The sequence below is a fragment of the uncultured Luteimonas sp. genome (genome assembly GCF_947492465.1).
Lineage (GTDB): Bacteria > Pseudomonadota > Gammaproteobacteria > Xanthomonadales > Xanthomonadaceae > Luteimonas.
This window is the reverse complement of sequence record NZ_CANLNF010000003.1, coordinates 53,296-76,662: the sequence shown is the minus strand read 5'-3', so window position 1 is coordinate 76,662 and position 23,367 is coordinate 53,296. Positions and strand designations below refer to the sequence as shown.

Here is a 23,367-nt window from a genome sequence, read left to right as displayed (position 1 = left end):
CAACTTGATGAGCCAAGGCGTGCCAGCAGACAAATGGTCGCTCCAAGATACTGCTGGCCTTCTCACCGATGGCCTACGCAACACCGCGGCCGACGATCCCGCTAACCCCAAGCTGCAGCAGTACATGCGCGACGCACTGCCAGTGCTGTCTACCGCCACCCAGATCAGCGGCGAGCGCACGCGCGCACTCTATTGGTATCGCAACACCCCCATCCCCGAGTTCGAGCACCGCACCGCCGAACAACTGGTGTCCGAGGGCAAGGCCGACGCGGTGCTTTCGTAACCAGCTATCCGTCGGCTGCGGCGCCAGCGGATGATCCTGGGCCGGCCCGACTGCCGTTTCGCCTGATGGCGTTCCCTGCAGGACAGCCCAGAAGCCCAAAGAGGATGACTGGGAGCGACGCGCCGAGCCGCTCCCGGAGACCAGCAAGGAGATACCTGACCCTACCGCACCTCGAACTCCCGCGTATCGACGACATTGCCGTCCTGCGAAGTCTCCACGCGGTAGCGTCCCGTCGGCCAGCCGTCGGACTTGCTGTGGAAACGATGGTCTGCTCGGCGGAGATGCGGTTGTTGGCATCGATCCCATGCCCAGAGTCTCCGTCGCCGACGGCGTCGCCGCCGGCACGCCGGTCCGTAGATGTGTTCCTAGAAGCGAGACGGCTCTCCGTCGTCGGGTACACGCGTGCGATTCGCATCGAGCTGCTGCTTGGCGATGAACTCGCGCAGTTCCTGGCGCGTCTGGCCGGCGTGGTTCACCGACTCCATGTGCACGCCTATCACGACGGCTTCCGGCGCGAGGCGCCGCGCGCGTGAGAGGTCTTCCTTACCCATGATGATCGAGCTGTCGAGGCTCGGGATGCGGGCGTAACCCGTGTTGATCACGATCAAGTCGGGGTCGTGCTGCCGGATTGCCGCTTCGACCTCCGGGCGCCAGACGGTGTCGCCGGCGACGTACACGCGCTTGTGGCCCGGACGCTCGAAGACCACGCCCGAGACCGTTTCGAGGATGGTACCGAGCGCGCCTATATGTGCGTCGGTGCCGCTGGCCACCGGTACGGACCAGCCGCGTGCCATTGAAATCGGTATCGCTGCCGACCACGCGCACGTCGGTGAAGCCGTCCCTACGGACCGACGCGGCATCCTGCTCGTTCTGCACGAAGATCGGCCTGGTCGGAGTCGGACGCCGCTGCTTCCCCCGCAGTGGTCGATGCACTACTCACGGCGCATCGCCGCGGGGCGCAGATCGTGGCCTGTGCCTAGGCGCATTCGTGCTGGGTGACGCTGGTTTGCTCGACGGGCGCTAGGCGACGACCCACTGGGCTGCGCGCGACGTCTTCGCTCACCGGTTTCCCGACGCTGACTTCCGACCCGAAGTGCTGTATGTCGCCGACGACAACGTCGTGACGTCGGCAGGCACGGCTGCAGCAATCGACTGCTGCCTCAACTTGGTCCGCCAACGGGACGGTGCGGATGTGGCGAACCGCGTAGCTCGGATGCTCGTCACGCCTCCCCATCGGCAAGGCGGGCAAGCCCATTTCATCGAGCAGCTGGTGCCTGAACTGGCGAGTGAGCACCGACTGCCTGGCGTGCTCGAGTGGGCAATGGAACACCTGGCCGAACCACTCTCGGTCGGTGCCCTGGCCGGCGCCGCACATATGAGCCGACGTACTTTTAGCCGGCGCTTCCGTGAAGCGACGGGGACGACAGTTTCGAAATGGGTCGCGAACGCTCGACTGGCGCGCGCCCAACAGCTGCTGGAGACGACGGAGCTTCCCGTCGAGCGGATCGCGACCGAGGTCGGCTTCCGGACGGCGCTGAGCCTCCGCCAGAACTTCAGCGAGCAGTTCGGGACGACCCCGACGGAATACCGGCGCAACTTCTCAGCCGGCCTTCGCGTCTCCCTGAGTTGGGCTGACCAGGAAGACCCGAATGTCCGTTACGGGTCGCAAGCAGCCGACGTCCCCCCGGTTTTGAGTAGCACGGCGATCTGGAGTCCAATTCCCCAGAGCAAGGAGATTGGACGTGAAGAAGCGCTTTTCTGAAGAACAGATCATCGGCTTCCTGCGTGAGGCCGAGGCGGGGCTGCCGGTCAAGGAGCTGTGCCGCAAGCACGGCTTCAGCGAGGCGTCGTACTACCTGTGGCGGAGCAAGTTTGGGGGCATGAGCGTGCCCGACGCCAAGCGCCTGAAGGAGCTGGAAGCCGAGAACGGCCGGTTGAAGAAGCTGCTGGCCGAGCAGGTGCTTGAGAACGAGGTCATCAAGGACGTCCTGCGAAAAAAGTGGTGAGCGCACCGGCTCGACGCGAGCAGGTGCGCTACATGATCGGCAGAGGGTTGAGCGAACGGCGGGCGCTGGCGGTGGTGCGCATGAGCGCCAGCGCGTACCGCTACCAGCCTGCGCCTGACCGGAACGCCGATCTTCGGGAGCGCATCCTGGCGCTGGCCCAACGGTATAAGCGATACGGCGTCGGGATGATCCACCTCAAGCTCAGGCAGGCAGGAGTGGCCGTGAACTACAAGCGCGTGGAGCGGCTGTACCAGGAGGCGAAGCTGCAGGTTCGCCGGCGGAAGCGGAAGAAGGTGCCGGTAGGCGAACGGCAGCCGCTGCTGCGGCCAGATCGGGCCAACCAGGTCTGGTCAATGGACTTCGTCTTCGACCGAACGGCCGATGGGCGGGTGCTCAAGGCCCTGACCATCGTGGACGACGCCACGCACGAATCGGTGGCGATCGAGGTAGAGCGGGCGATCTCGGGCCATGGCGTGGTGCGCATCCTGGAGCGCCTCGCACTCCAGCGCGGCCTGCCGGAGGTGATCCGCACCGACAACGGCAAGGAGTTCTGCGGCAAGGCCATGCTCGAGTGGGCGCATGCCCGTGGTGTCGCCCTGCGTCTGATCGAGCCGGGCAAGCCCAACCAGAACGCCTACGTCGAGAGCTTCAACGGCCGCTTGCGCGACGAGTGCCTCAACGAGCACTGGTTCACCAGCCTGTTGCACGCCCGCACGGTCATCGAAACCTGGCGCCGCGAATACAACGAGGAGCGGCCCAAGAAGGCACTCGGCGGGCTCACCCCGGAAGCCTATGCCAAAACCTTGGCCGCCTCGGATACCCTAACCGCGGACTCCAAAGCCGACCGCTACTGAAAGCGGGGGGACGTCGCAGCCGCACAGTGAACTGACGAATGGCCAATTCGTTGACTTGGCCGCCATCGATCAAGGGCTGGTGACGGCAGTTGGCGCCATTGGCGACCACGGTCTACAGCTTGGCCACCGACAGCGCGGTGTTGAGTCGTGGGACGGCTTCGCGAGCCCAGGGATCAGTGCTACCTCAGACCAGCCTCAGGTGCTACCAGTTCGTCGCCGGACGCACCCCTCTCGTCCTCCACGACCATGCGGCCAATGGTGGCCAGGCAGTCTCCAATCGATGGCATTCGGGGGCCTTCATTCTTGCGCGGCCCGGGATCCCGCTGGGCCGGGAGCGCGTCAGCGTTGGGGCACCGCACAGGGCTTCGCGAGACTCTTCCAGCCCAGAAGTCCGGTTCGAGTGTCGGGGTCGTTTTCGTAGACTTGCTCGCGCCTGTGACACCCTGACCTGTCACAGAACCTGTCACAGGCCATTTCGTTGATATCAGGGGAGGGGTGACGAGGGTCTTTCAGAAGCGACCCCCAATCTGCTTGTGACAGTCGTTCTGTCACAGAAAAGCCCGCATCGATGGCGGGCTTTTGAGGTGTAAGACGTTGTTCTTACCGCAAAATCTGGTGGCTATGGGTGGAATCGAACCACCGACCTCGGGATTATGAGTCTCGCGCTCTAACCGTCTGAGCTACATAGCCAAGTTTTCAGATTTCGTCTCTATGACCCTGACATTATGAGTGACGTGCTCTAACCGGCTGAGCTACATAGCCAGAATTTCAAACTGTACCGCCATGACCCTCACATTATGAGTGCTGTGCTCTAACCGGCTGAGCTACATAGCCAACGGCCCGCCGCAGGGCGGCGAGCCGCGTATTGTCCGGGGATGGAGGCGCGGCGTCAACGCCGGTCCCCCGGGCTGTCACTTTCGTGACAGTCGTGGCAGAGTCGGGGGCAGTAGATCTTTGGAGTCCGCATCGTGATCGATCCGGACGGGTATCGCCCCAATGTCGGCATCGTGCTGATGCATCCGGACGGCCGCGTCTTCTGGGCGCGGCGGGTGCGGCGCGATGGCTGGCAGTTCCCGCAGGGCGGGATGAACAGCGACGAGACGCCCATCGAGGCGATGTATCGCGAGCTGCGGGAGGAAACCGGCCTGCTGCCCGACCACGTGGCGGTGCTCGGCGTGACCCCCGGCTGGCTGCGCTACCGGCTGCCCCGCAACGCCATCCGCCGCAACGACCGGGTCGTGTGCATCGGCCAGAAGCAGGTCTGGTTCCTGCTCCAGTTCACCGGGGCCGAGAGCGACCTGCGCCTGGACCTGACCGCCAAGCCCGAATTCGACCACTGGCGCTGGGTGGACTTCTGGTATCCGGTCGAGCACGTGGTGATGTTCAAGCGTGGTGTCTACGCTAGCGCGCTGCGCCACCTGGCGCCGTTCGCGCGGCAGATCGCCGGGCCGACGGCGATCCCGCCGGTCGTTCTGGAGCAAAGGGCCTACGAAGGTCGCCGCCGGCCGCCGCGCGGCGCGATGCGGCAGCCGGCCCGGCGCGACTAGCGCGGTGGCCGCTGAATACGAGCGCTGGCAGTATTGACAATCATTCTCATGTCTGGCGCAATGGTGGCCTGTCCGACCCCATGGTTCGCGCCGTGTACGTCTGCATCTGCAATGGCATTACCGACCACGACATCCGCCGCGCCGCCGAAGCCGGTTGCGGCACGCTGTCGGAACTGACGATGCGCACCGGCGTCGGCGCCTGCTGCGGCAGCTGCGTCGAGACCGCCACGGCCCTGCTCGAGGAAGCCCGCCCGGCAGCGCCGGGTCTGCTGGTCTCGCTGCCCCTGGTCGCACGCGCGGCCTGAGAGGCACGCCGCGGCCTGCGGGCCGCGATGGGTGCGCGAGGTCCGACCCCGCACCGACTGCAGCGTCCTGCAATCGCCTGCACCTCGCTGCGATGAAGGCTCGCTGTCGCGTCCCCTGCGGTCGTGAAAGCGGCCAACGTGCGACCTGCAGGGCGCGCGACGCGGATGCACTCCATTCCCGTTCCGGCAAAACCGGCCGCACGGCGCTAGAGTGCCCGTCTCAGGCCGCAGGGAGCACCCGATGAAAGGCGACGCACAGGTCATCCGCTATCTCAACCAGGCGCTCTACAACGAGCTGACCGCGATCAACCAGTACTTCCTGCACGCCAAGATGCTGAAGAACTGGGGCCTGGAGGAACTGGCCAAGCACGAGTACGAGGAATCGATCGACGAGATGAAGCACGCGGACGTGCTGTCCGAGCGCATCCTGTTCCTCGAGGGGCTGCCCAACTTCCAGGCGCTGGGCAAGCTGAAGATCGGGGAGAATCCGATCGAGATCCTGCGCTGCGACCTGGCGCTCGAACTCGAAGGCATCCCGGTGCTGCGCGAGGCGATCGCGTACTGCGAGACCGCCGGCGACTACGTCAGCCGCAAGCTGTTCGCCGACATCCTCGCGAACGAGGAAGAGCACGTGGACTGGCTGGAAACCCAGCTCGACCTGGTCGAACGCATCGGCGAGCAGAACTACCTGCAGAGCAAGATCGAGGACTGAGCGCGCGCCGGGCCTCCGGCACGCGCGTGTCTCAGGCCTGCTGGGTCGCCGCGCGCCGCGCGAGCAACTGCTGGCGGGCGCGGGCGAACTCGTTGGCGATCAGGGCCACCGCCACGGCGGGACGCTCGAGCGAGCGTTCGCGCGCGGCCAGTTCGACCCGCTTGGCCGCCGCCGACAGCGACATCGCGCCGAGGTTGGCGCTGGACGACTTCAGCGAATGCGCCGCCTCGCGCAGGGCGTCGTAGTCGGGACCGGCAGCAGCACTCTCAAGCGCCCTGACCAGCCGCGGCGTGTCTTCCAGGAACACGTCGACCAGGCGCTCGACCTCGTCGCCGAGCATGGCCTGCAGGTCTTCCAGGATCGTGGGATCGAGGACCGGCGCCAGCACCCGCTGCGGTGCGGGCGGTGCCGGTGCCGGTGCCGCGGCGACGCCGGGCGCGGGCGCGGTCGGCGTGCCCTGCGTGGCGGGTGCCGCGGAAGGGGCCGGTTCGGTGCGACGGGGCGGGGCGGGTACGACGGTCGCAGGTTCGGCGACCGGCGCGGCGGGGGCCACGGCCGGCGCGGGCTGCGGCACGGCTTGCGGCGCGGGGACGGCGGTCGCGGCCACCGGCAGCGGCTGCGGAATGGCCAGGTCCGGCAACTCCACCGCAACCGAAAGCGCCTGGGCGGGCAGCGCGCCGCCCGCGACCGCTTCGGCCACGGCCATCTCCGGTAGCCCGGCTGCCGCCGTCGGGGCCGGCGGATCGCCGGTCGGCAGTCCGAGCAGCTGGGCGTCGAGGGTCGTCGGCACCGGCCCGGCTCCCGCGTCCTGCTCGTCCAGGCCGGCGAATCCGGAGGGCAACACCACCTGCTCCGGGTCCCACCAGCGGTGCAGGCAGCGTTCCAGCTCGCTGCGGGTCACCGGCTTGGGCAGGTAGTCGTCCATGCCGGCGTCCAGGCACTTCTGGCGATCGCCGGCCATGGCGTTGGCGGTCATCGCGATGATCGGCAGGCGCCGCCCGTCGCCGGCGGCCTCCTCGTCCTCGCGCCAGCGCCGGGTGGCGGTGTAGCCGTCCATCACCGGCATCTGGCAGTCCATCAACACGATGTCGTAGCGCGAGGCGGACATGCGCAGCAGCGCGGCCTCGCCGTTGCTGGCGGTGTCGCAGGTGATGCCCAGTACCCCGAGCAGGCGCTGGCCGACCATCAGGTTGACCGGGTTGTCCTCCACCAGCAGCACCCGCGGCTTGCGCAGGGAGAGCCGGTCCGGGTCCGGGGCCATCGATGCGGCGGCAGCCGCCGGCGGCGGCGCGGCGCCCGTGGTGTCCGCAGCGGCGGTCGCGGGCGCCGATGCCGTTCCCGAGGGCGCTTCGAACAGAGCCGCGCGCAGGTTGGCGTCCGGGCTCTGCCGGCTGAGCAGGGTGACGCTGCGCTGCAGTTCGTCGGGCACCGGATCGTCGCCGTACATGCACACCAGCCGCAGCTCGCCGTACACGCTCTGCCGGCCGAGGTTGCGGTGCAGCGCCAGGGCGGTGTTGCGCATGCCCGACAGGTCGGCCAGCACGATCGAGTAGGCCCACGGCGGACCCTGGTTGGCGGCGTTGCGCAGCCGTTCCAGCGCCTCGTGCGTGGTCTCGACCGAGGTCACGCGCAGGCCCCAGTTGGGCAGCAGCATGCTCAGGCGCAGGCGCAGGCGCGGGTCGGCGCTGAGCAGCAGCAGGCGGCCGCCCTGCGGGTTGGTCTCTTCGGCTTGCATGTCGCCCTGTACCTTGAGCAGCGGGATCTCGAACCAGAACGTGGCGCCCAGGCCCGGTTCGGACTCGACGCCGATGCGTCCGCCCATCAGGTCCACGATGCGCTTGGAAATCGCCAGGCCCAGGCCGGTGCCCCCGTACAGGCGCGTGGTCGAGGCATCGGCCTGGCTGAAGGCCTGGAACAGCCGACCCTGCGCCGCCTGCGAAATGCCCACGCCGGTGTCGCGCACCTCGAACCGCAGCTGGTGCTGGGTCGGCGTTTCGCCGAGCTTGCGCAGCGACATGGTGACCGAGCCGCGATCGGTGAACTTGACCGCGTTGCTGACCAGGTTGCCCAGCACCTGGCGCAGCCGCACCGGGTCGCCCCGCACCGGCAGGCGCACGCCCGGGTCGATCTGCATGTGCATGCGCAGGCCCTTGCTCTGCGCCGGCCGCTCCATCAGCTGCAGCACGCCCTCGACCACTTCGCGCAGGTTGAAGCCGGTGGTCTCGAGTTCGAGCTTGTCGGCCTCGAGCTTGGAGTAGTCGAGGATGTCGTCGACGATGCGCAGCATCTGCTGCGAGGACAGGTAGGCGGTGCGCACCAGTTCGGCGTGGTCGGCCGCCAGCCGCGCATGCATCAGCAGGTCGAGCATCGGCACGATGCCATTGAGCGGCGTGCGGATCTCGTGGCTCATCGTGGCCAGGAATTCGCCCTTGGCCATCACCGCCGACTCGGCCGCCTGCTTGGCCAGGCGCAGCTCCTGTTCGAGCTGGGCGTGGCGTTCGAGTTCGCGATGCAGTTCGGCCAGCACCGCTTCGTCGCGGTCGGCCCGCTCGCGGGCTTCGCGCAGCTCGGTGTCGCGAGTGCGCAGGTTGTAGAACACCGCGATCGAGGCGAACACCGCCAGCAGCGCCAGCACCAGGGCGAAGCCCTGCCACGGCCCTTCCATGCCCAGCACGTGCAGCACCAGGCTGAGCGCAGCGCCACCGGCGGCGCCCAGGGTGAACCATCGCAACATCACGCTGGAGGGACGGGCGTTGCTGATCAGCGCCATACCCGGTTCTCCTCAGAGCACGGAGGTGTGGAAATCGAACTGGAGGTCGCCGGCCGGGCGCTGCACCAGGTTGCCCTGGATGAAGTCCACGCCGGTCATCCACAGCGTCGCGGCCGACTGCGCGTCCTCGACCTGCTGGCCGATCACCTGCAGGCCCATGCGGTGCGCGAAATCGATCGCGCTGCGCATCTCGTCGCGCGCCGGGGTATTGTCCAGGTTGTGCGAGTAGCGTGGATCCAGGCGCACGTAGCCCAGCGGCAGCTGGCCGAGCAGGGCGTTGGCCTCGGGGCCGTGGCGGTACTGGCTCAGGCACAGCTGCACGCCGGCCGAGACCATCGCGCCGCAGAATTCCTGCAGCGACAGCGCATGCACCAGTGCATCGTCCTGGCGCACGTCGATCACCAGCGAGGCACCATCCACCCCGGCCTCGGCCAGCGACTGCAGCAGCCATTGCGCATGGCCGTCGTGGGCGAGTGTGGACGGGGACTGGGTCACGAACAGGCGCAGCGTGCGCTGCTCCTCGCGCTGGCGGCGCAGCGCGCCGATCGCGATCTCAGCCATGCGCCGGTCCACCTGCAGGGTGGCGCCGATGCGGCTGGCCGCCTGCAGCACGCGCCCGGCCGGATGCAGTTCGTCGCCGCGGCCGCGCAGCCGCAGCAGGACCTGGTACTGGGCCTCGTCACCACCGGCGACCGCCACGATCGGCTGGAAGGCCGCCAGCAGGCTGCCGGAGGCGAGCGCCTCGCGCAGCGACTGTTCGACCGCCGCCAGTTCGCGATCGTCGGCCGAGACCGGCCGCGCCCACGCCGCCACGCCGTGCGGGTGGCCGCGGGCGGCGCGCAGCGCCTCCTCCGCCGCGGACAGGGCGGCGCCGGCATCGTCGAAGCCCAGGGCCAGGTCCGCGTAACCGACCACCGCGCGCAGGCGCACCTGCTCGTCGCCGACGCTGAAGCCGTGTTCGCCGAGGCCATCGCGCAGCTGGCGCGCCAGCGGCGGCAGCGCGGCGGCGTCGAGACCGGTGGCGAACACCAGGAAGGTGTTGTCGTTCAGGCGCGAGGCGGCGTGGCCGTCGCAGATCTCGCCCAGGCGGCGCCCGGCGTCGGTCAGCAGCGTTTCCAGCGCGGCATAACCGAAGCGGTCGCGCAACGCGGCGGTGCCGGCGATCTCGACGAACAGCGCCGCGCCCGACTGCGCGCCCGGCACGCCGGCCGACAGCAGTTGCAGCATCTGCGGGCGGGTATGCAGTCCGGTCGCGGGATGGCGGGCGCCGTTGCCGGCGGCCTGCAGCATGCGCGCGCGCAGGATGCGGCTCTGCACCGCCGACACCAGGTGGCGGGGACGCACCGGCTTGCGCAGGAAATCGTCCGCGCCCACGTCGAGCACTTCGAAGCGGCGCTCGGGATCCTCGTCGCCGGTGAGGAACACCACCGGGGTCGTCGCGAAATCGGGATGACCGCGGATCAGCCCGGTCAGCTCCACGCCGTCGAGCCCCGGCATGTGCAGGTCCATCAGCACCAGGTCGGGCCGCAGCTGCCGCATCGCGTCCATCACCTCGCTGGTGATCGAGACCACGCGCGCCTCCATGCCCGCGCCATTGAGCACGCTCTCGGCGAACAGCGCCTGGCTGGGATCGTCTTCGACCACCAGCACGCGGTAGGCGGTGGACTCGCGCCCGGGCTCGGCCGGGGCCTGGGCGGGCGCAGGCATGATTTCGCCCGTGGCCGGCGCGTCCACGCGCGGCAGCACCGCCGGCGCCGCATCGGCGCACCAGCGGCGCCAGAACCCGGTGGGCGGAACTTCCGCGCGTTGGCGATTGTTGGCGTCAGACACCACGGGAACCTTGCCGCAAAGCCCCTGCAGGGGCAACCGCGCGCGCGGCTGCGGCGCGCGGGCGCGCCGATGGCAGGCAAAGCAGCGACGGGCCGGCCTGAGCCGCCACGTGGTCCATTCCAGATCCCCCTGTTGCCGGCATTATCGCGAACGCGCGGGCCGGGGACTATCGCACGTCGCCCGCGGATCCGCGCGCAGGCGTGGCGCACGGGCCGCACGCGTGCGGCCCAAACCGTGATCGCAGGCTCAGCCCGGCGCGGGCCGGGGCGCGCGCCGGAACAACCGTCGCCAGACCCACCACAACAGCAGCGCCAGGCCCAGGCCCAGGCCTACCACCACGGCCAGCACCAGCCACGGATACGACCAGGCCAGGGCCAGCGCGCCCACCACGACCACGTCCTCGGTCGCAGAGGCGGTCCAGTTGCTCACCGGCTCGGGCGAGGTGTTGAGCAGGGCGCGCGACCCGGCCTTCACCGCGTGGCTGGTCAGGGCGACCCCGGCGCCGGCGGCCATCATGCCGGCGCCCAGCTCGCCGTCGGGCGAGAGCGCGGCCGCGGCGAGGAAGGCCCCGGCCGGCACCCGCGCCAGGGTCTGGACCAGGTCCCAGGCCGAGTCGATGCCGGGGATCTTGTCGGCCAGGAATTCGGTCAGCGCCAGCGCACCCGACACCCCGAGCACCCAGGGCGAAGTGGTGGCCTGCAGCGCCGGCGGCAGGTCGAGCCAGCCCAGCGCCCCGGCGATGCCGACGCCGAACACGGTGAGGTAGGCGCGGATCCCGGCCAGCCAGGCCAGCAGCACGCCGACGGCGAACAGGTGGGCTTCGGTCATGGCGGACTCCTCGCGACAAAGCCGGCGACCGGCTGAACGTGGCTGCCGTGACGGCGCCTGTCCGCCTGAGTATAGGGGCGGGCCGCCTTGACGCGGCGGCGACCGTCTCGATATACCGGTGGCGATGAGCGATTCCCCCTCCACCGCGCCAAAGGCCGAAGCGTCCGCCGGCGCGACCGTGCCCGCGCACGTCCAGGGCGCCTCCTATGCCGTGCTGGCCGTGTTCGTGGCCGCGCTCGCGTTCGGTGTGTGGGGCGTGTGGCAGGTGGTCGTGGGGCCGGCCGCGGACGCCGGCGGCGACCAGGCGCAGGTCGAGGCGCTGGCGCAGCAGGTCGCCACGCTGTCGCGATCGGACCAGATCAGCCGCGAGGCCAACCGCGACCTGCAGGGCACGCTGGCCGAGCGCGACGAGGAGATCTCGGCGTTGCGCGCCGACGTCGCCTTCTATGAACGCTTCGTCGGATCCACCGCGCAGCGGCGCGGGCTGACCGTGCACGAACTGGCGCTCAGCCCGCGCAGCGGACAGGCCTGGCATTACACCGCCACCCTGACCCAGAACCTCAACCGCGGCGCAGTCAGCAGCGGCCGGCTCAGCCTGGCGCTGGAAGGCACCCGCGATGGGCGACTGGAACAGCTGGACTGGGCGGCGCTGCGGCAGGACCCGGACGCGGCCGGCGTGGAGTACTCGTTCAAGTATTTCCAGCAGGTCGAGGGCGAGATCATGCTTCCGCCGGACTTCGCCCCGCTGCGCATCCGCGTGCGCCTGGCGCCCGCCTCCGGTCCGGCCGTCGAGCAGACCCTGCCCTGGGACGAGGTGGCCGGCGCCGCCGCGGGCTGAACGCTGCATCCGCGCCGCGCGGCTTGAAGTCGGCCCCGTGCCGCCCCATCCTGACCGCATGGAACAGGCCGCCCCCGACTACCTCTCGCTGCAACGCCCGCTCGACTTCACCCCGGCCGCGGCCGGCAAGGTGCGCCAGCTGATCGCCGAGGAGGGCAATCCGGCGCTGAAACTGCGCGTCTATATCCAGGGCGGCGGCTGTTCGGGCTTCCAGTACGGCTTCGAGTTCGACGAGCAGCAGGCCGAGGACGACCTGGCCGTGGTCACCGAAGGCGTGACCCTGGTGGTCGACCCGCTCAGCCTGCAGTACCTGATGGGCGCGGCGGTGGACTACACCGAGAGCCTGCACGGCGCGCAGTTCACCATCCGCAACCCGAACGCGAAGTCGACCTGCGGTTGCGGGTCCTCGTTCACCGTCTGAGCCATGGCCGACGCGCCCTCGCCGTTCGCCTTCGTCGACGGCGGCCTGGACCGCGCCGAACACCTGCGCAACGATTCCGCCCGCCTGGCCGCGCTGTGGCCGCAGGCGCGGCTGCTGCTGCTCGATGGCGAAGGCCGCGCGCTCGGCGATGCCGAAGGCGGGCCGCTGCCGCTCACCGGCGCGCAGCGACCGCAGCTCGCCGATGCCGCGCTGCTGCTCGGCCTGCACGGCGAGCAGGCCTGGTTCGCCGCGGTCGACGAGGGCGAGGCCGGGCCGCGCATCGACCTGCGCACCGCGGCCGCCGCCTGGCCGGCCGGCGCAGCCACCGCCTTCGCCCAGGCGCGGGCGGTGCTGCACTGGCGCGCGCGGCACCGCCACTGCGGTGCCTGCGGCGGCGTGTTGCGCTTCGGTCGCGCCGGCTGGCTGGGCCACTGCGCGGGTTGCGGACTGGAGCACTATCCGCGCACCGATCCGGCGGTGATCGTGGCCGTCAGCGACGGCCAGCGACTGCTGCTGGGCCGGCAGGCGAACTGGCCACCTCGGCGCTATTCGACCCTGGCGGGCTTCGTCGAGCCAGGCGAGACGCTGGAGCAGACGGTGGTGCGCGAGGTGTTCGAGGAGTCGGCGGTGCGCGTGCGCAGCTGCCGCTACCTGGCCTCGCAGCCCTGGCCGTTCCCGTCCTCGCTGATGCTCGGCTTCTACGCCGAGGCCGAACCCGACACGCCGGTCGCGGCCGATGAGGAACTCGAGGACGCGCGCTGGTTCACCCGCGAGGAAGTCGGTGCGGCGCTGCGCGGGGAAACCGGCGAGCAGGGCCTGCTGCTGTCGCCGCGGCTGTCGATCTCGCGCTGGCTGATCGAATACTGGTACGACCCGGCGGGCGCGTCGTCGTCCTGAGTGCGATGGACGGGCGCGGCGGCTGGCGCGCCATTCCCGACATGGGGCAGGCCCTGGCCTTGCGCAGCCGTCCGGCGACGCCCGCGCCGCGAGGCGCCTTCGCCCGGCAGGCCGCCCGCCTCGCCGGGTCCCTCGCGGGTCGCAGCGACCCGGCCTAGAATCCCGCCATGTTCGCCACCCTGCTCGCGGTCGTCGTCGCCCTGGTGCTGGGCCATCTCGTGCGCGACGCGGCAGGGTCGCTGCGCAACCACGCATGGTTCCGGCGCTGGCTGCACTGGCTCGACGCTCGCTGCGGCGCGTCGGAACTGTGGCGGGGGCCGTTCGGGATCGCGCTGGCGCTGTTGCCGGTGCTGGCCGTGGTCGGCCTGCTGCAGCTGCTGCTGGCGGGGCACTGGCTCGGCCTGCCGTCGCTGCTGCTGGGCATCGTCGTGCTGTTCCACGCCTGGGGTCCGCGCAACCTCGACGACGACGTGGAGGCGGTGCTGGACGCTTCCACCGGCGACGAGCGCCATGCCGCCGCGGCCTGGCTGTGGCCGCCTCTGCAGCGCGAGCAGGCACGGGCGGACGCGCCGGCGCTGGTCGGCGCGGTGTTCGGCGGCGCGCTGCGGCGCTGGTTCGCGGTGCTGCTGTGGTTCCTGCTGCTGGGGCCGGTCGGCGCGCTGGGCTACCGCCTGCTCGCGATCCTGGCCGAGGACACGGTTGCGGCCGGCCTGCCGCCGCGGCTGGTGGCTGCGGCGCGTACGCTGCTGGCGGTGCTCGACTGGCCGGTGGCGCAGCTGATGACGCTGTCGCTGGCGCTGGTGGGCAATTTCGAGGACGTGGCCTATGCCTGGAAACAGGCCGGCGGCGCCTCGCTGCGGCTGGACGCGGATTTCCTCGGCGCCGTCGGCCGCGCCAGCGTGCGCGGCGGCGTCGCCGACGAAGCCGAGGACTATGCCGGTGCCGGGATGGCCAGCGGCAGTGCGCTGGTGCGCGAGCTTGGCCCGATGCCGGAACTGCGCGAGGCGATGGGCCTGGTCTGGCGCGCGCTGGTGCTGTGGCTGGCGCTGCTGGCGCTCTTCGTCATCGCCGGCTGGGTGAGCTGAGGCGACAGTTCCGGTGGTTGATGCACGCGTCGGCGCGACCGCGCAGACCTGCGCCGCTCAGGCGGCGCTGCCGCGCAACGCGCGCACCCTGGCTTCGAGCTGCCCGGCGTCGACGGCCGGATCCTGCAGCGGCGCTTCGGCCGCCACCCCGACCCGTGCGCGGAAGCGCCGCGGCACGCGCATGCGGCCCAGCCGCGAGTCGCGACGGCTCCACATGCTGCTCCACATCCCGCGCAACGCCATCGGCACCACCGGCACCACCTGCCCGCGGGCGGCGGCGCGTTCGAGGATCTTCTCCACGCCCGACTTGAACGCGGCGATCTCGCCATCCTTCGTCAGCGCGCCCTCCGGGAAGATGCCGACCAGTTCCCCTTCCGCCAGCGCCGCGTCGATCGCGTCGAACGCCTGCTGCATCAAGGCCGGGTTCTCGCGCGCGCCGGCGATCGGGATCGCGCGCGCGGTGCGGAACATCCAGCGCAGCCCCGGGATGTTGAAGATCTTCCAGTACATGACGAAGCGCACCGGCCGCGGGATCGTGGCTGCCAGGATCAGCGCGTCCATGTAGCTGACGTGGTTGCATACGATCAGCGCCGCGCCTTCGTCTGGCACGTGCTTCTCGATGCCGTGCAGCTCCAGCCGGTACAGGCTGCGCACCATCAGCCAGCTGGCGAAACGCATGAAGAATTCCGGCACGATGCTGAAGATCCACACCGCCACCAGCGCATTGGCGATCGCCAGCGCCAGGAACAGCTGCGGGATGCTCCAGCCCAGCAGCCGCTGCAGGACGATGCCGGCGACGGCGGCGGCGACAATGAACAGCGCGTTCTGGATGTTCATGCCTGCGATCACCCGCGCCAGCTCGGCGCGCGGCGTGCGGCTCTGGATCAGCGCGAACAGCGGCACCACGAAGAAGCCGGTGAACAGGCCGATGCCGGTCAGGTCGACGATCACGCGCCAGCTGCCCGCCGCATCGATGAACTCCCCGACCGACATGCCGGTGGCAAGCGCGCCGGACGGCCGCGCGAAGTACAGGTCGAGCATGAACGCGCTCACGCCGAACGCGCCCAGCGGCACGAGCCCTATTTCGACGGTCCGCCCCGACAGCCTCTCGCAAAGCAGCGAACCCACGCCCACGCCGATCGAGAACAGCGCCAGCGCGAAGATGTACAGCGATGCGGTGCCGCCCAGGTTCACTTCCGCATACACCGGCAACTGCGCGGTGAGGACGGTGCCGATGAACCAGAACCAGGACACGCCCAGCACCGCGTTGCGTACCGCCAGCTGGCGCCGGGTGAGCTGCCAGATGCGCCACGACTGCCTGACGATGTTGAAGTCCACCCGCAGCCCGGGTTCGCCCGCGTCCACGCGCGGGATGCGCCGCGCCACCACGTTGCCGGCGACGGCGAGCAGCACGATCGAAAGCGCCGCCACGTAGGGTCCGGCCGCCCCGGCCAGCAGGAAGATCGAGCCGCCGAAGACCATGCCCAGCAGGATCGAGATCGACGTGCCCATCTCGACCAGGCCGTTGCCGCCGGTGAGTTCCTCGGGCTTGAGCACCGACGGCAGGATCGAATACTTCACCGGTCCGAACAGGGTCGACTGCAGGCCGGTGCAGAACAGTGCGACCAGCAGCAGCGGCATGTTCTGCAGCAGGAAGCCGATCGCCGCCAGCGACATGATCGTGATCTCCATCGCAGTGGTGATCACGATCAGGCGCTGCTTCTCGAGCTTCTCGGCGACCTGCCCGGCGGTGGCGGAAAAGAGGAAATACGGAACGATGAAGATCGCAGGCGCCAGCTGGGTGTAGAGCGCGCGCGTGTCGGGCGCCATCGCGCCGGCGAGCACCATCGCCCCGAGCAAGCCGATGATCGCCTGCCGGTAGACGTTGTCGTTGAACGCGCCCAGCGCCTGTACCGTGAAGTAGGGCAGGAAGCGGCGCTGGCGCAGCAGGTCGAACTGCGAGTGGCGGTTGCGGGGCTCGTGCTCGGGGTCGTGCGCCATGCGGCCTCCAGTGGCTGGCGGCGAGTGTAGCGGGCGCGCCGCGGCGGCTGTCACCCTGGTCGCGCCGTCGCGCCCCGTTGCCGGCCCGAAGCCGGATCGCGCCATCGACTGCCGCCGACGTCGTCCGGTCCCGAGGCAGGCGCGCCATCGTCCTGTCCGGCCCGGGCAACGTGGCGGCCGCCTGCCGGACGCTGCGTTCCGGCGGCCACCACGCCGGCGCAACGCGCCATTGCTAGAGTGCGGCAGGTCCTGCGCTGGAGTCGCCATGTCCCCGTCGCCGATGCCCGCCGCCTTCCTCGGTCACGGCAGTCCGATGAACGCGCTCGAGCGCAACCGCTATACCGAAGCCTGGCGCGCGTTCGGTGCGTCGGTGCCGCGTCCGCGCGCGATCCTGGCGATTTCGGCGCACTGGTACGTGCCGATGCTGGCGGTCACCGCGATGCCGCGGCCGCGCACCATCCACGACTTCTTCGGATTCCCGCAGGCGCTGTTCGACGTGCAGTACCCGGCGCCCGGACTGCCGGAACTCGTGGAGGAAGTCGCCGACCTGGCCCACCCCGACCGGGTCGGTGGCGACGCCGACAGCTGGGGCCTGGACCACGGCACCTGGTCGGTGCTGGTGCATGCGTTTCCCGATGCCGACATCCCGGTGGTGCAGCTGTCGCTGGACACGCGCAAGCCGCTGGACTGGCACCTGGCGCTGGGCGCGAAGCTGGCGACGCTGCGCGAGCGCGGCATCCTGGTGATCGGGAGCGGCAACGTGGTGCATAACCTGCGCGCGATCGACTGGCACCAGCCCGATGGCGCGTTCGACTGGTCGCGCCGGTTCGACGAGCAGGTACGCGAACTGATGGCCGAGGCCCCGCACGGGATTCCGGGCCTGGCCTCGCATCCGGACTACCGCATGGCGGTGCCGATCACCGACCACTTCCTGCCGCTGCTGTACATCGCCGGGCTGGCCGCGGACACGGGACGGCCGGCAGCCACGCTGGTTGACGGTTATGCCTACGGTTCACTGTCGATGACGTCGTATGGCCTGGACGCGACCCCCGCGCCTCCGTCGCCGGCGGGCGGCGGCGCAGCGCCGATCGACACCAGCCTGCCGCCTGAGCAGGCCAACGTTTAGTCCTGCGCGGCGCGCCCGGCGCTGTCACCGTACTGTCACGCGCGCATCAAGCGGCGGCAACGCGTCACGGCCAAGCTGCCGCGCCCTGGCCACGGGCCTGCGCAACGTGCGGTCCGCGAGGGCCCGCTCGCGTACAGGTCGCTGGAACACAATCCGGCCGGCGTGCGCCCGAGGTCGCCGCCGATCGAACGAGGAACCGCATGCCGTCCGTTGTCCCGCTCCGTTTCCGCCAGCTGCTGTGCGCGTGCCTGATGGTGCCGCTGGCTTCGGCGTCCTGCCTGGTGCTTGCATCGCCGCCGCGGCTGGCCCCCGGGGTCCATGAGGCAGTGCGAGCCTCGCCGCGCGGCCCGGCGCTAATCGCGCATCGCGGCGCCAGCGCACTGCTGCCCGAACACACGCTGGAGGCGTACGCGCGGGCGATCGCCGACGGCGCCGACTTCATCGAACCCGACTTGGTGATGACCCGCGACGGCGTGCTGGTGGCGCGCCACGAGAACGAGCTGGGGTCGACGACCGACGTGGCCAGCCGGCCCGAGTTCGCGCAGCGGCGCACGCGCCGGCTCGTGGACGGGCTGCAGGTCGAAGGCTGGTTCGTCGAGGACTTCGGCATCGACGAACTGCTGGAGCTGCGCGTGCGCGAGCGGCTGCCCGAGCTGCGCGGCACGCAGCACGATGGCCGCTACCGCATCCCGATGTTCGACGAGATCGTCGCATTGGTGGCCGACGCCGCGCGCCGCGAAGGCCGCAACATCGGGCTGGTGCCCGAGATCAAGTCGTCCAGCCATCTGCACGCCAGGGGCCTGGACCCGGAGCAGGCGCTGGTGACGTCGCTGCGGCTGAATCCCTACACACGCGCGGCGCCGGTGGGCGTGCAGTCGTTCGAGGTGGCCAACCTGCGGCGGCTGCGCGACCTGCTCGACGCCGCCGGCCTGCGCAACGTGTTCCTGGTGCAGCTGATCGGCGCGCTCGACACTTCGCCCTGGGACGTGCTGCTCGAAGGGCGGGTGCAGACCTATCGGCAGATGCTCGATCCGCAGGGGCTGCAGGCGATGGCCGGCTACGCCGACGTGGTCGCGCCCCCGCTGCGCGCGGTGCTGCCGCTCGACGCCCGCGGCGCGCTGGCCGCGCCGACGCCGCTGGTGGCGTCGGCGCATGCGGCCGGCCTGGCGGTGCACGTGTGGACGCTGCGTCCGGAAAACCGCTTCCTGCCGCCGGCCCTGCGCTGTCCGGGTAGCGAGGCGCTGCGCTGCGAAGCAGGCGCGGCCGTCGAAGCCGCCGCACTGGCCGCCGCGGGCGTGGACGCGGTGTTCGCGGACGACCCGGGGCTGGTGCGGCGGTCGCTGCAGGCGTCTGCGTCGGCGGTCCGGGCCGTTCCCGACAAGGGATCCTGAGGCTCGACCGGGGGCGCACCCGCCCTTTCCGCCGACGCGGCTGCCGTCAGGCGCGCTCGCGGGCGATCGCGCGCCAGCCGATGTCGCTGCGGTGGAAGGCGCTGGCCCAGTGGATGACCGCCACGCCGGCATAGGCGCGGCGCTGCGCATCGGCAACCGAGTCGCCCAGCGCCGCGACGCACAGCACGCGGCCGCCGGCGCTCACCACGCGGCCCTCGGCGTCCAGCGCGGTGCCGGCGTGGAAGACCGTGGCGTCGGCGGGGACCGCGTCGAGCCCGGAGATCGACTCGCCCGTGACTGGCGAGTCCGGATACGGCTTCGAGGCCATCACCACGCCCAGCGACGGACGCGGGTCCCACACCGCCTCCGCGCTGTCGAGCCGGCCGTCCAGCGCGGCCTCGACCAGGTCGACGAGGTCGGACTGCAGCCGCAGCAGCACCGGCTGGGTTTCCGGGTCGCCGAAGCGCACGTTGAACTCGATCACCTTCGGCGCGCCCGCCGCATCGATCATCAGCCCGGCGTAGAGGAAGCCGGTGAACGGCGCGCCGTCGGCGGCCATGCCGCGCACGGTGGGTTCGACGATCTCGCGCATGACGCGCGCGTGCACCTCGGCCGTCACCACCGGTGCGGGCGAGTACGCGCCCATGCCGCCGGTATTGGGTCCGGTGTCGCCGTCGCCGACGCGCTTGTGGTCCTGGCTGGTGGCCATCGGCAGCGCGCTGCGGCCGTCGACCATCGAGATGAAGCTGGCCTCCTCGCCGTCCAGGAACTCCTCGATCACCACACGTGCGCCGGCGTCGCCGAAGGCGTTGCCGCCGAGCATGTCGCGGACCGCGGCCTCGGCTTCCTCCAGCGTCATCGCCACGATCACGCCCTTGCCGGCAGCCAGGCCGTCGGCCTTGACCACGATCGGCGCGCCCTTCTCGCGGATGTAGTCCAAGGCCGCGTCGACCTGCGTGTGCACGGCGTAGAACGCGGTGGGAATGCCGTGGCGGGCGAGGAAGTCCTTGGCGAAGGCCTTGCTGCCCTCGAGCTGCGCGGCGGCGGCGGTAGGGCCGAAGATGCGCAGCCCGGCGGCGCGGAAGCGGTCGACCACGCCGGCCACCAGCGGCACCTCGGGGCCAACCACGGTCAGCGCCACGTCCTCGTCCTGCGCCAGCTGCAGCAGTGCCTCGAGATCGGTGGCCTTGACCGCGGCGTTGCGGCAGCGCGGTTCGGTTGCGGTGCCCGCGTTGCCGGGGGCGACGATCACTTCGCTCACGCGCGGCGACTGCGCCAGCTTCCACGCCAGCGCGTGCTCGCGTCCGCCGGAACCGATGACCAGGATTTTCACGATACGGACCTCATGGCGTGGGCGCGCAGTCGCGCGCGGGCAGGGTGGTTTCGAAGAAGACCTTGTCATGGCGGTCGACGAAGCGCCGCACCAGCACCGCATCGCTGTCGGCCAGCGCCTGCACCGGCGGCAGCGCGCAAAGCTGCCGCATCTCTTCCTGTTCGCTCTGGCGCAACTGCTGGAACTGCGGGTGTTCGCGGGTCCGGACGGCATCGCCCTCGGGGCTGCGCACCAGCAGCACGAGGCGCCGGCCCTCGATGCTGGCCGACTCGGTCACCAGGTCCTCGAAATAGGGCTGCGGCAGGTCGGAGCCCAGTGCATCGCGCGCCGCTGCCAGCGCATCGGGGCGGTCGCCGCAGGCAGCCAGCACGCAGGCGGCCGCCATCGCCATCGCCGCTCGCGACCTCATGGCGCACCCGTCCCGCGCGCCTGGCGGCGCGACTTCAGGCTGTCGAGCATGACCGCCGCCACCGTGAGCGCGGTCAGCGGCATCACCACGTAGACCATCACCTCGCGGAAATCGCCCAGCGCCTCATGGCGCGCCGCCGCCATGACCAGGTAGGCGACATAGGCGACGTAGTAGCCCACGAACACCGCGCCTTCCCAGCGGTGGATGCAGTGGCCGGTGAAGAAGATCGGCAGGCAGGCCACGGCCACCGCGGTCATCACCGGCAGGTCGAAGCGCAGCGCGGCCGGATTCACCGGCACGCCCTCGGCCGCCACCAGCGCGGTCGCGCCCAGCACCAGCAGCAGGTTGAAGATGCAGCTGCCCACGATGTTGCCGACCGCCAGGTCGCGTTCGCCGCGCACTGCAGCCAGGATCGACGTGGCGATTTCCGGCAGCGAGGTGCCCACGGCGACCACGGTCAGGCCGATGACCAGTTCGCTCAGGCCGAACGCGGTCGCGGTCTCGGTGGCGGCGCGCACCAGCAGCCGGGCGCCGATCACCAGCATCGCAAGTCCAGCCGCGATCAGCAGCAGCTGGCGTGCAAGACCGACCGGCTTGCCGTCCGCCACGCCCGGCTGTTCGGGCACCTGCTCGGGCTTGCGTCGTGCCAGCCGAACCAGGAACACGGTGTAGGCCACCGCGCAGGCGACGAGCAGTGCGCCTTCCCAGCGCGCGATGCGGCCGTCGAGCGCCATGGCGAAGCAGGCGCCGGACGCGGCGATCATGATCGGCACGTCCAGCCACACCAGCTGGCGCTGCACCACCAGCGGGGTGACCAGCGCCACCACGCCCAGCACCAGCAGGACGTTGGCGATATTGCTGCCCACCACGTTGCCCAGGGCCAGATCCGGCGCACCCGACAGCGCGCCGCCGACGCTGATCGCCAGTTCCGGCGCGCTGGTGCCGATCGACACTACCGTCAGTCCGATCACGATCGGGGTGAGGCCCAGCGCGAGCGCCAGGCGCGAAGCGCCGCGCACGAGCAGTTCCGCTCCCATCAGCAGCAAGCCGAGGCCGGCGACGAACAGCAGGGCGAGCATCACCGCGGCAGGCCGGTGTCAGTGGCGGAAGTGGCGCACGCCGGTGAACACCATGGCGATGCCATGCTCGTCGGCCGCGGCGATCACCTCGGCATCGCGCATCGACCCCCCGGGCTGGATCACCGCCCTGATCCCGGCCTCGGCGGCGGCATCGATGCCGTCGCGGAACGGGAAGAAGGCATCGGACGCCATCACCGAGCCGGGCACCTGCAGGCCCGCGTCCACCGCCTTGATGCCGGCGATGCGCGCCGAGTACACGCGGCTCATCTGGCCGGCGCCCACGCCGACGGTGCGGTGGTCCTTCGCGTACACGATGGCGTTGGACTTCACGAACTTGGCCACCTTCCACGCGAACAGCAGGTCGTCGAACTGCGCCTCGTCCGGCGCGAGCTTCGTCACCACCTTCAGCTCGTCGCGCGCGACCACGCGGTCGTCGGCGGTCTGCATCAGCAGGCCCGAACCCACGCGCTTGGTGTCGATGAACCCGCTCGACGCCGGCGCCAGCGCGATGCGCAGCACGCGCACGTTGGCCTTCTTCCTCGCGTACGCGAGCGCGCCCTCGTCGTAGTCGGGCGCCAGCAGCACCTCGACGAACTGGCGGTCGAGGATGTGCTTCGCCGTGGCCGCGTCGAGCGGGCGGTTGAAGGCGATGATGCCGCCGAAGGCACTGGTCGGGTCGGTGGCGTAGGCCCGCTCGTAGGCCTCGCCGCAGCCGCTGCCCACCGCCACGCCGCAGGGATTGGCGTGCTTGACGATCACGCAGGCGGGCGCGTCGAACTGGCGCACGCATTCCCAGGCCGCATCGGAGTCGGCGATGTTGTTGTAGCTCAGCTCCTTGCCCTGCAGCTGGGTGAACGTAGCGAGCGAACCGGGCGCCGGATGCAGGTCGCGGTAGAACGCGGCCTGCTGGTGCGGGTTCTCGCCGTAACGCAGGTCCATCACCTTGACGAAGCTGCCGTTGGCCTGGGCGGCGAACGGCGCGCGCACCGGTACCTCGCCCGAGCCGTCGGTGATGGCGGACAGATAGTTGCTGATCGCCGCGTCGTACTGCGCCACGCGGTTGAACGCGGCCACCGACAGCGCGAAGCGCGTCGCGGCCGACAGCCGGCCGTCGCTGGCCTCGAGTTCGGCGAGCAGGCCGGCGTACTGGTCGGGCGAGGTCGCCACCGCCACGCGCGCGAAGTTCTTCGCCGCCGAACGCAGCATCGCCGGGCCGCCGATGTCGATGTTCTCCACCGCATCGGCCAGGGTGCAACCGGCCTTCGTCGTCACCGTCTCGAACGGATAGAGGTTGAGCACCAGCAGGTCGATCGGGGCGATGCCGTGTTCGGCCATCACCGCGTCGTCGGTGCCGGCGCGACCGAGCAGGCCGCCGTGCACCATCGGGTGCAGGGTCTTGACCCGGCCATCCATCATCTCGGGGAAGCCGGTGAGCTCGGCGACGTCCTGCACCGGCAGGCCGGCCTCGCGGATCGCCTTCGCGGTGCCGCCGGTGGACAGCAGCGCCACGCCGCGGCCGGACAGAGCGGTGGCGAGCTCGATCAGCCCGGTCTTGTCGGACACGGACAACAGTGCCCGGCGCAGGGGCAGGAGATCGTGGGTCATGGGGGCACGGCGCGGAAAAGAGGCGGAATTATAGCCAGCTGCGCGCG

Annotated in this window: 20 protein-coding genes, 1 tRNA gene and 1 pseudogene; 12 read left to right on the top strand and 10 right to left on the bottom strand. The window is 70.5% G+C overall.

All coding sequences use genetic code 11. From position 1 onward, the window contains the following. Positions 1–7 precede the first annotated feature (7 nt). On the top strand, positions 8–283 hold the full coding sequence (locus Q0863_RS08500; protein WP_298577225.1) for a hypothetical protein: 276 nt from the start codon (positions 8–10) through the stop codon (positions 281–283). A 365-nt stretch (positions 284–648) separates the two neighbouring features. Here Q0863_RS08500 and Q0863_RS08495 read toward each other — a convergent pair whose 3' ends face one another. After that, positions 649–1,077, bottom strand: a complete 429-nt coding sequence (locus tag Q0863_RS08495) for a hypothetical protein (RefSeq protein ID WP_298577223.1) — start codon at positions 1,075–1,077, stop codon at positions 649–651. 299 nt (positions 1,078–1,376) lie between these two features. Here Q0863_RS08495 and Q0863_RS08490 point away from each other — a divergent pair, with 299 nt between their 5' ends. Together Q0863_RS08490 and Q0863_RS08485 are read left to right on the top strand one after the other, a co-directional pair. Then, positions 1,377–2,045: a helix-turn-helix domain-containing protein gene (locus Q0863_RS08490; protein WP_298577222.1), complete on the top strand. Its 669-nt coding sequence runs from the start codon at positions 1,377–1,379 to the stop codon at positions 2,043–2,045. Continuing rightward, positions 2,026–3,143 (top strand): IS3 family transposase gene (locus Q0863_RS08485; RefSeq protein WP_298577221.1). Its coding sequence is split into 2 segments (ribosomal slippage): positions 2,026–2,284 and positions 2,284–3,143, totalling 1,119 coding nucleotides; the frame shifts between segments, so codons are not numbered across the junction. The genes Q0863_RS08490 and Q0863_RS08485 overlap by 20 nt, the downstream gene beginning before the upstream one ends. A gap of 613 nt (positions 3,144–3,756) precedes the next feature. On the opposite strand, the gene Q0863_RS08480 is transcribed toward Q0863_RS08485, so the two are convergent. Continuing rightward, a tRNA-Met gene (locus Q0863_RS08480) sits at positions 3,757–3,833 on the bottom strand. Positions 3,834–4,111: 278 nt separating this feature from the next. On the opposite strand from Q0863_RS08480, the pseudogene Q0863_RS08475 reads away from it, so the two are divergent. The 3 genes and pseudogenes from Q0863_RS08475 to bfr all read left to right on the top strand — a co-directional run. Then, positions 4,112–4,603: pseudogene (locus Q0863_RS08475) on the top strand (RNA pyrophosphohydrolase); the annotation flags it as partial. A 179-nt stretch (positions 4,604–4,782) separates the two neighbouring features. Continuing rightward, entirely contained in the window at positions 4,783–4,995 is a 213-nt protein-coding gene (locus Q0863_RS08470) for a bacterioferritin-associated ferredoxin (RefSeq protein WP_298577220.1), read from the top strand. 241 nt (positions 4,996–5,236) lie between these two features. Then, positions 5,237–5,707, top strand: a complete 471-nt coding sequence (bfr, locus tag Q0863_RS08465; RefSeq protein ID WP_298577219.1) for a bacterioferritin — start codon at positions 5,237–5,239, stop codon at positions 5,705–5,707. Between the two features lie 31 nt (positions 5,708–5,738). On the opposite strand, the gene Q0863_RS08460 is transcribed toward bfr, so the two are convergent. From Q0863_RS08460 to Q0863_RS08450, 3 genes are all read right to left on the bottom strand, one after another. Next, on the bottom strand, positions 5,739–8,477 hold the full coding sequence (locus Q0863_RS08460) for a hybrid sensor histidine kinase/response regulator (protein WP_298577218.1): 2,739 nt from the start codon (positions 8,475–8,477) through the stop codon (positions 5,739–5,741). A 12-nt stretch (positions 8,478–8,489) separates the two neighbouring features. Then, the gene (locus tag Q0863_RS08455; protein ID WP_298577217.1) at positions 8,490–10,307 is read right to left on the bottom strand and encodes an EAL domain-containing protein; all 1,818 of its coding nucleotides are present in this window, start codon (positions 10,305–10,307) and stop codon (positions 8,490–8,492) included. 246 nt (positions 10,308–10,553) lie between these two features. Beyond that, complete coding sequence (locus Q0863_RS08450; RefSeq protein ID WP_298577216.1) at positions 10,554–11,135, bottom strand: DUF4126 domain-containing protein; 582 nt, start codon at positions 11,133–11,135, stop codon at positions 10,554–10,556. Positions 11,136–11,259: 124 nt separating this feature from the next. On the opposite strand from Q0863_RS08450, the gene Q0863_RS08445 reads away from it, so the two are divergent. The 4 genes from Q0863_RS08445 (at position 11,260) to Q0863_RS08430 (ending at position 14,376) form a co-directional block, all read left to right on the top strand. Then, positions 11,260–11,973 carry a DUF6776 family protein gene (locus Q0863_RS08445; protein ID WP_298577215.1) on the top strand — a complete coding sequence of 238 codons (714 nt, stop codon included), beginning with the start codon at positions 11,260–11,262 and terminating at the stop codon, positions 11,971–11,973. Between the two features lie 58 nt (positions 11,974–12,031). Then, positions 12,032–12,394 carry an iron-sulfur cluster insertion protein ErpA gene (gene erpA / locus Q0863_RS08440; protein ID WP_298577794.1) on the top strand — a complete coding sequence of 121 codons (363 nt, stop codon included), beginning with the start codon at positions 12,032–12,034 and terminating at the stop codon, positions 12,392–12,394. Between the two features lie 3 nt (positions 12,395–12,397). Beyond that, positions 12,398–13,291 (top strand): NAD(+) diphosphatase, encoded by an 894-nt coding sequence (nudC, locus tag Q0863_RS08435; RefSeq protein WP_298577214.1) that lies wholly within the window; start codon positions 12,398–12,400, stop codon positions 13,289–13,291. 167 nt (positions 13,292–13,458) lie between these two features. Next, positions 13,459–14,376 (top strand): cobalamin biosynthesis protein, encoded by a 918-nt coding sequence (locus tag Q0863_RS08430; RefSeq protein WP_298577212.1) that lies wholly within the window; start codon positions 13,459–13,461, stop codon positions 14,374–14,376. Positions 14,377–14,433: 57 nt separating this feature from the next. Here the strand turns inward: Q0863_RS08430 and Q0863_RS08425 are convergent, their stop codons facing one another. Further along, entirely contained in the window at positions 14,434–16,377 is a 1,944-nt protein-coding gene (locus Q0863_RS08425) for an MFS transporter (protein WP_298577211.1), read from the bottom strand. A 265-nt stretch (positions 16,378–16,642) separates the two neighbouring features. Here Q0863_RS08425 and ygiD point away from each other — a divergent pair, with 265 nt between their 5' ends. Together ygiD and Q0863_RS08415 are read left to right on the top strand one after the other, a co-directional pair. After that, positions 16,643–17,503, top strand: coding sequence for a 4,5-DOPA dioxygenase extradiol (ygiD, locus tag Q0863_RS08420; RefSeq protein WP_298577209.1), 861 nt, complete (start codon positions 16,643–16,645; stop codon positions 17,501–17,503). 200 nt (positions 17,504–17,703) lie between these two features. Next, a complete protein-coding gene (locus Q0863_RS08415) occupies positions 17,704–18,894 on the top strand; it encodes a glycerophosphodiester phosphodiesterase family protein (protein ID WP_298577208.1) in 1,191 nt (396 codons plus the stop codon). Positions 18,895–18,940: 46 nt separating this feature from the next. Here the strand turns inward: Q0863_RS08415 and purD are convergent, their stop codons facing one another. Genes purD through purH form a run of 4 tightly spaced genes read right to left on the bottom strand, consistent with a single transcriptional unit; the run spans position 18,941 to position 23,320 of the window. Further along, positions 18,941–20,227: a phosphoribosylamine--glycine ligase gene (gene purD / locus Q0863_RS08410; protein WP_298577206.1), complete on the bottom strand. Its 1,287-nt coding sequence runs from the start codon at positions 20,225–20,227 to the stop codon at positions 18,941–18,943. Between the two features lie 10 nt (positions 20,228–20,237). Next, positions 20,238–20,636, bottom strand: a complete 399-nt coding sequence (locus Q0863_RS08405) for a hypothetical protein (protein ID WP_298577204.1) — start codon at positions 20,634–20,636, stop codon at positions 20,238–20,240. Beyond that, the gene (locus Q0863_RS08400) at positions 20,633–21,715 is read right to left on the bottom strand and encodes a calcium/sodium antiporter (protein ID WP_298577202.1); all 1,083 of its coding nucleotides are present in this window, start codon (positions 21,713–21,715) and stop codon (positions 20,633–20,635) included. Before Q0863_RS08400 ends, Q0863_RS08405 begins: the two co-directional genes overlap by 4 nt. 18 nt (positions 21,716–21,733) lie before the next feature. Continuing rightward, the gene (purH, locus tag Q0863_RS08395; RefSeq protein ID WP_298577201.1) at positions 21,734–23,320 is read right to left on the bottom strand and encodes a bifunctional phosphoribosylaminoimidazolecarboxamide formyltransferase/IMP cyclohydrolase; all 1,587 of its coding nucleotides are present in this window, start codon (positions 23,318–23,320) and stop codon (positions 21,734–21,736) included. Between the last annotated feature and the right edge of the window lie 47 nt (positions 23,321–23,367).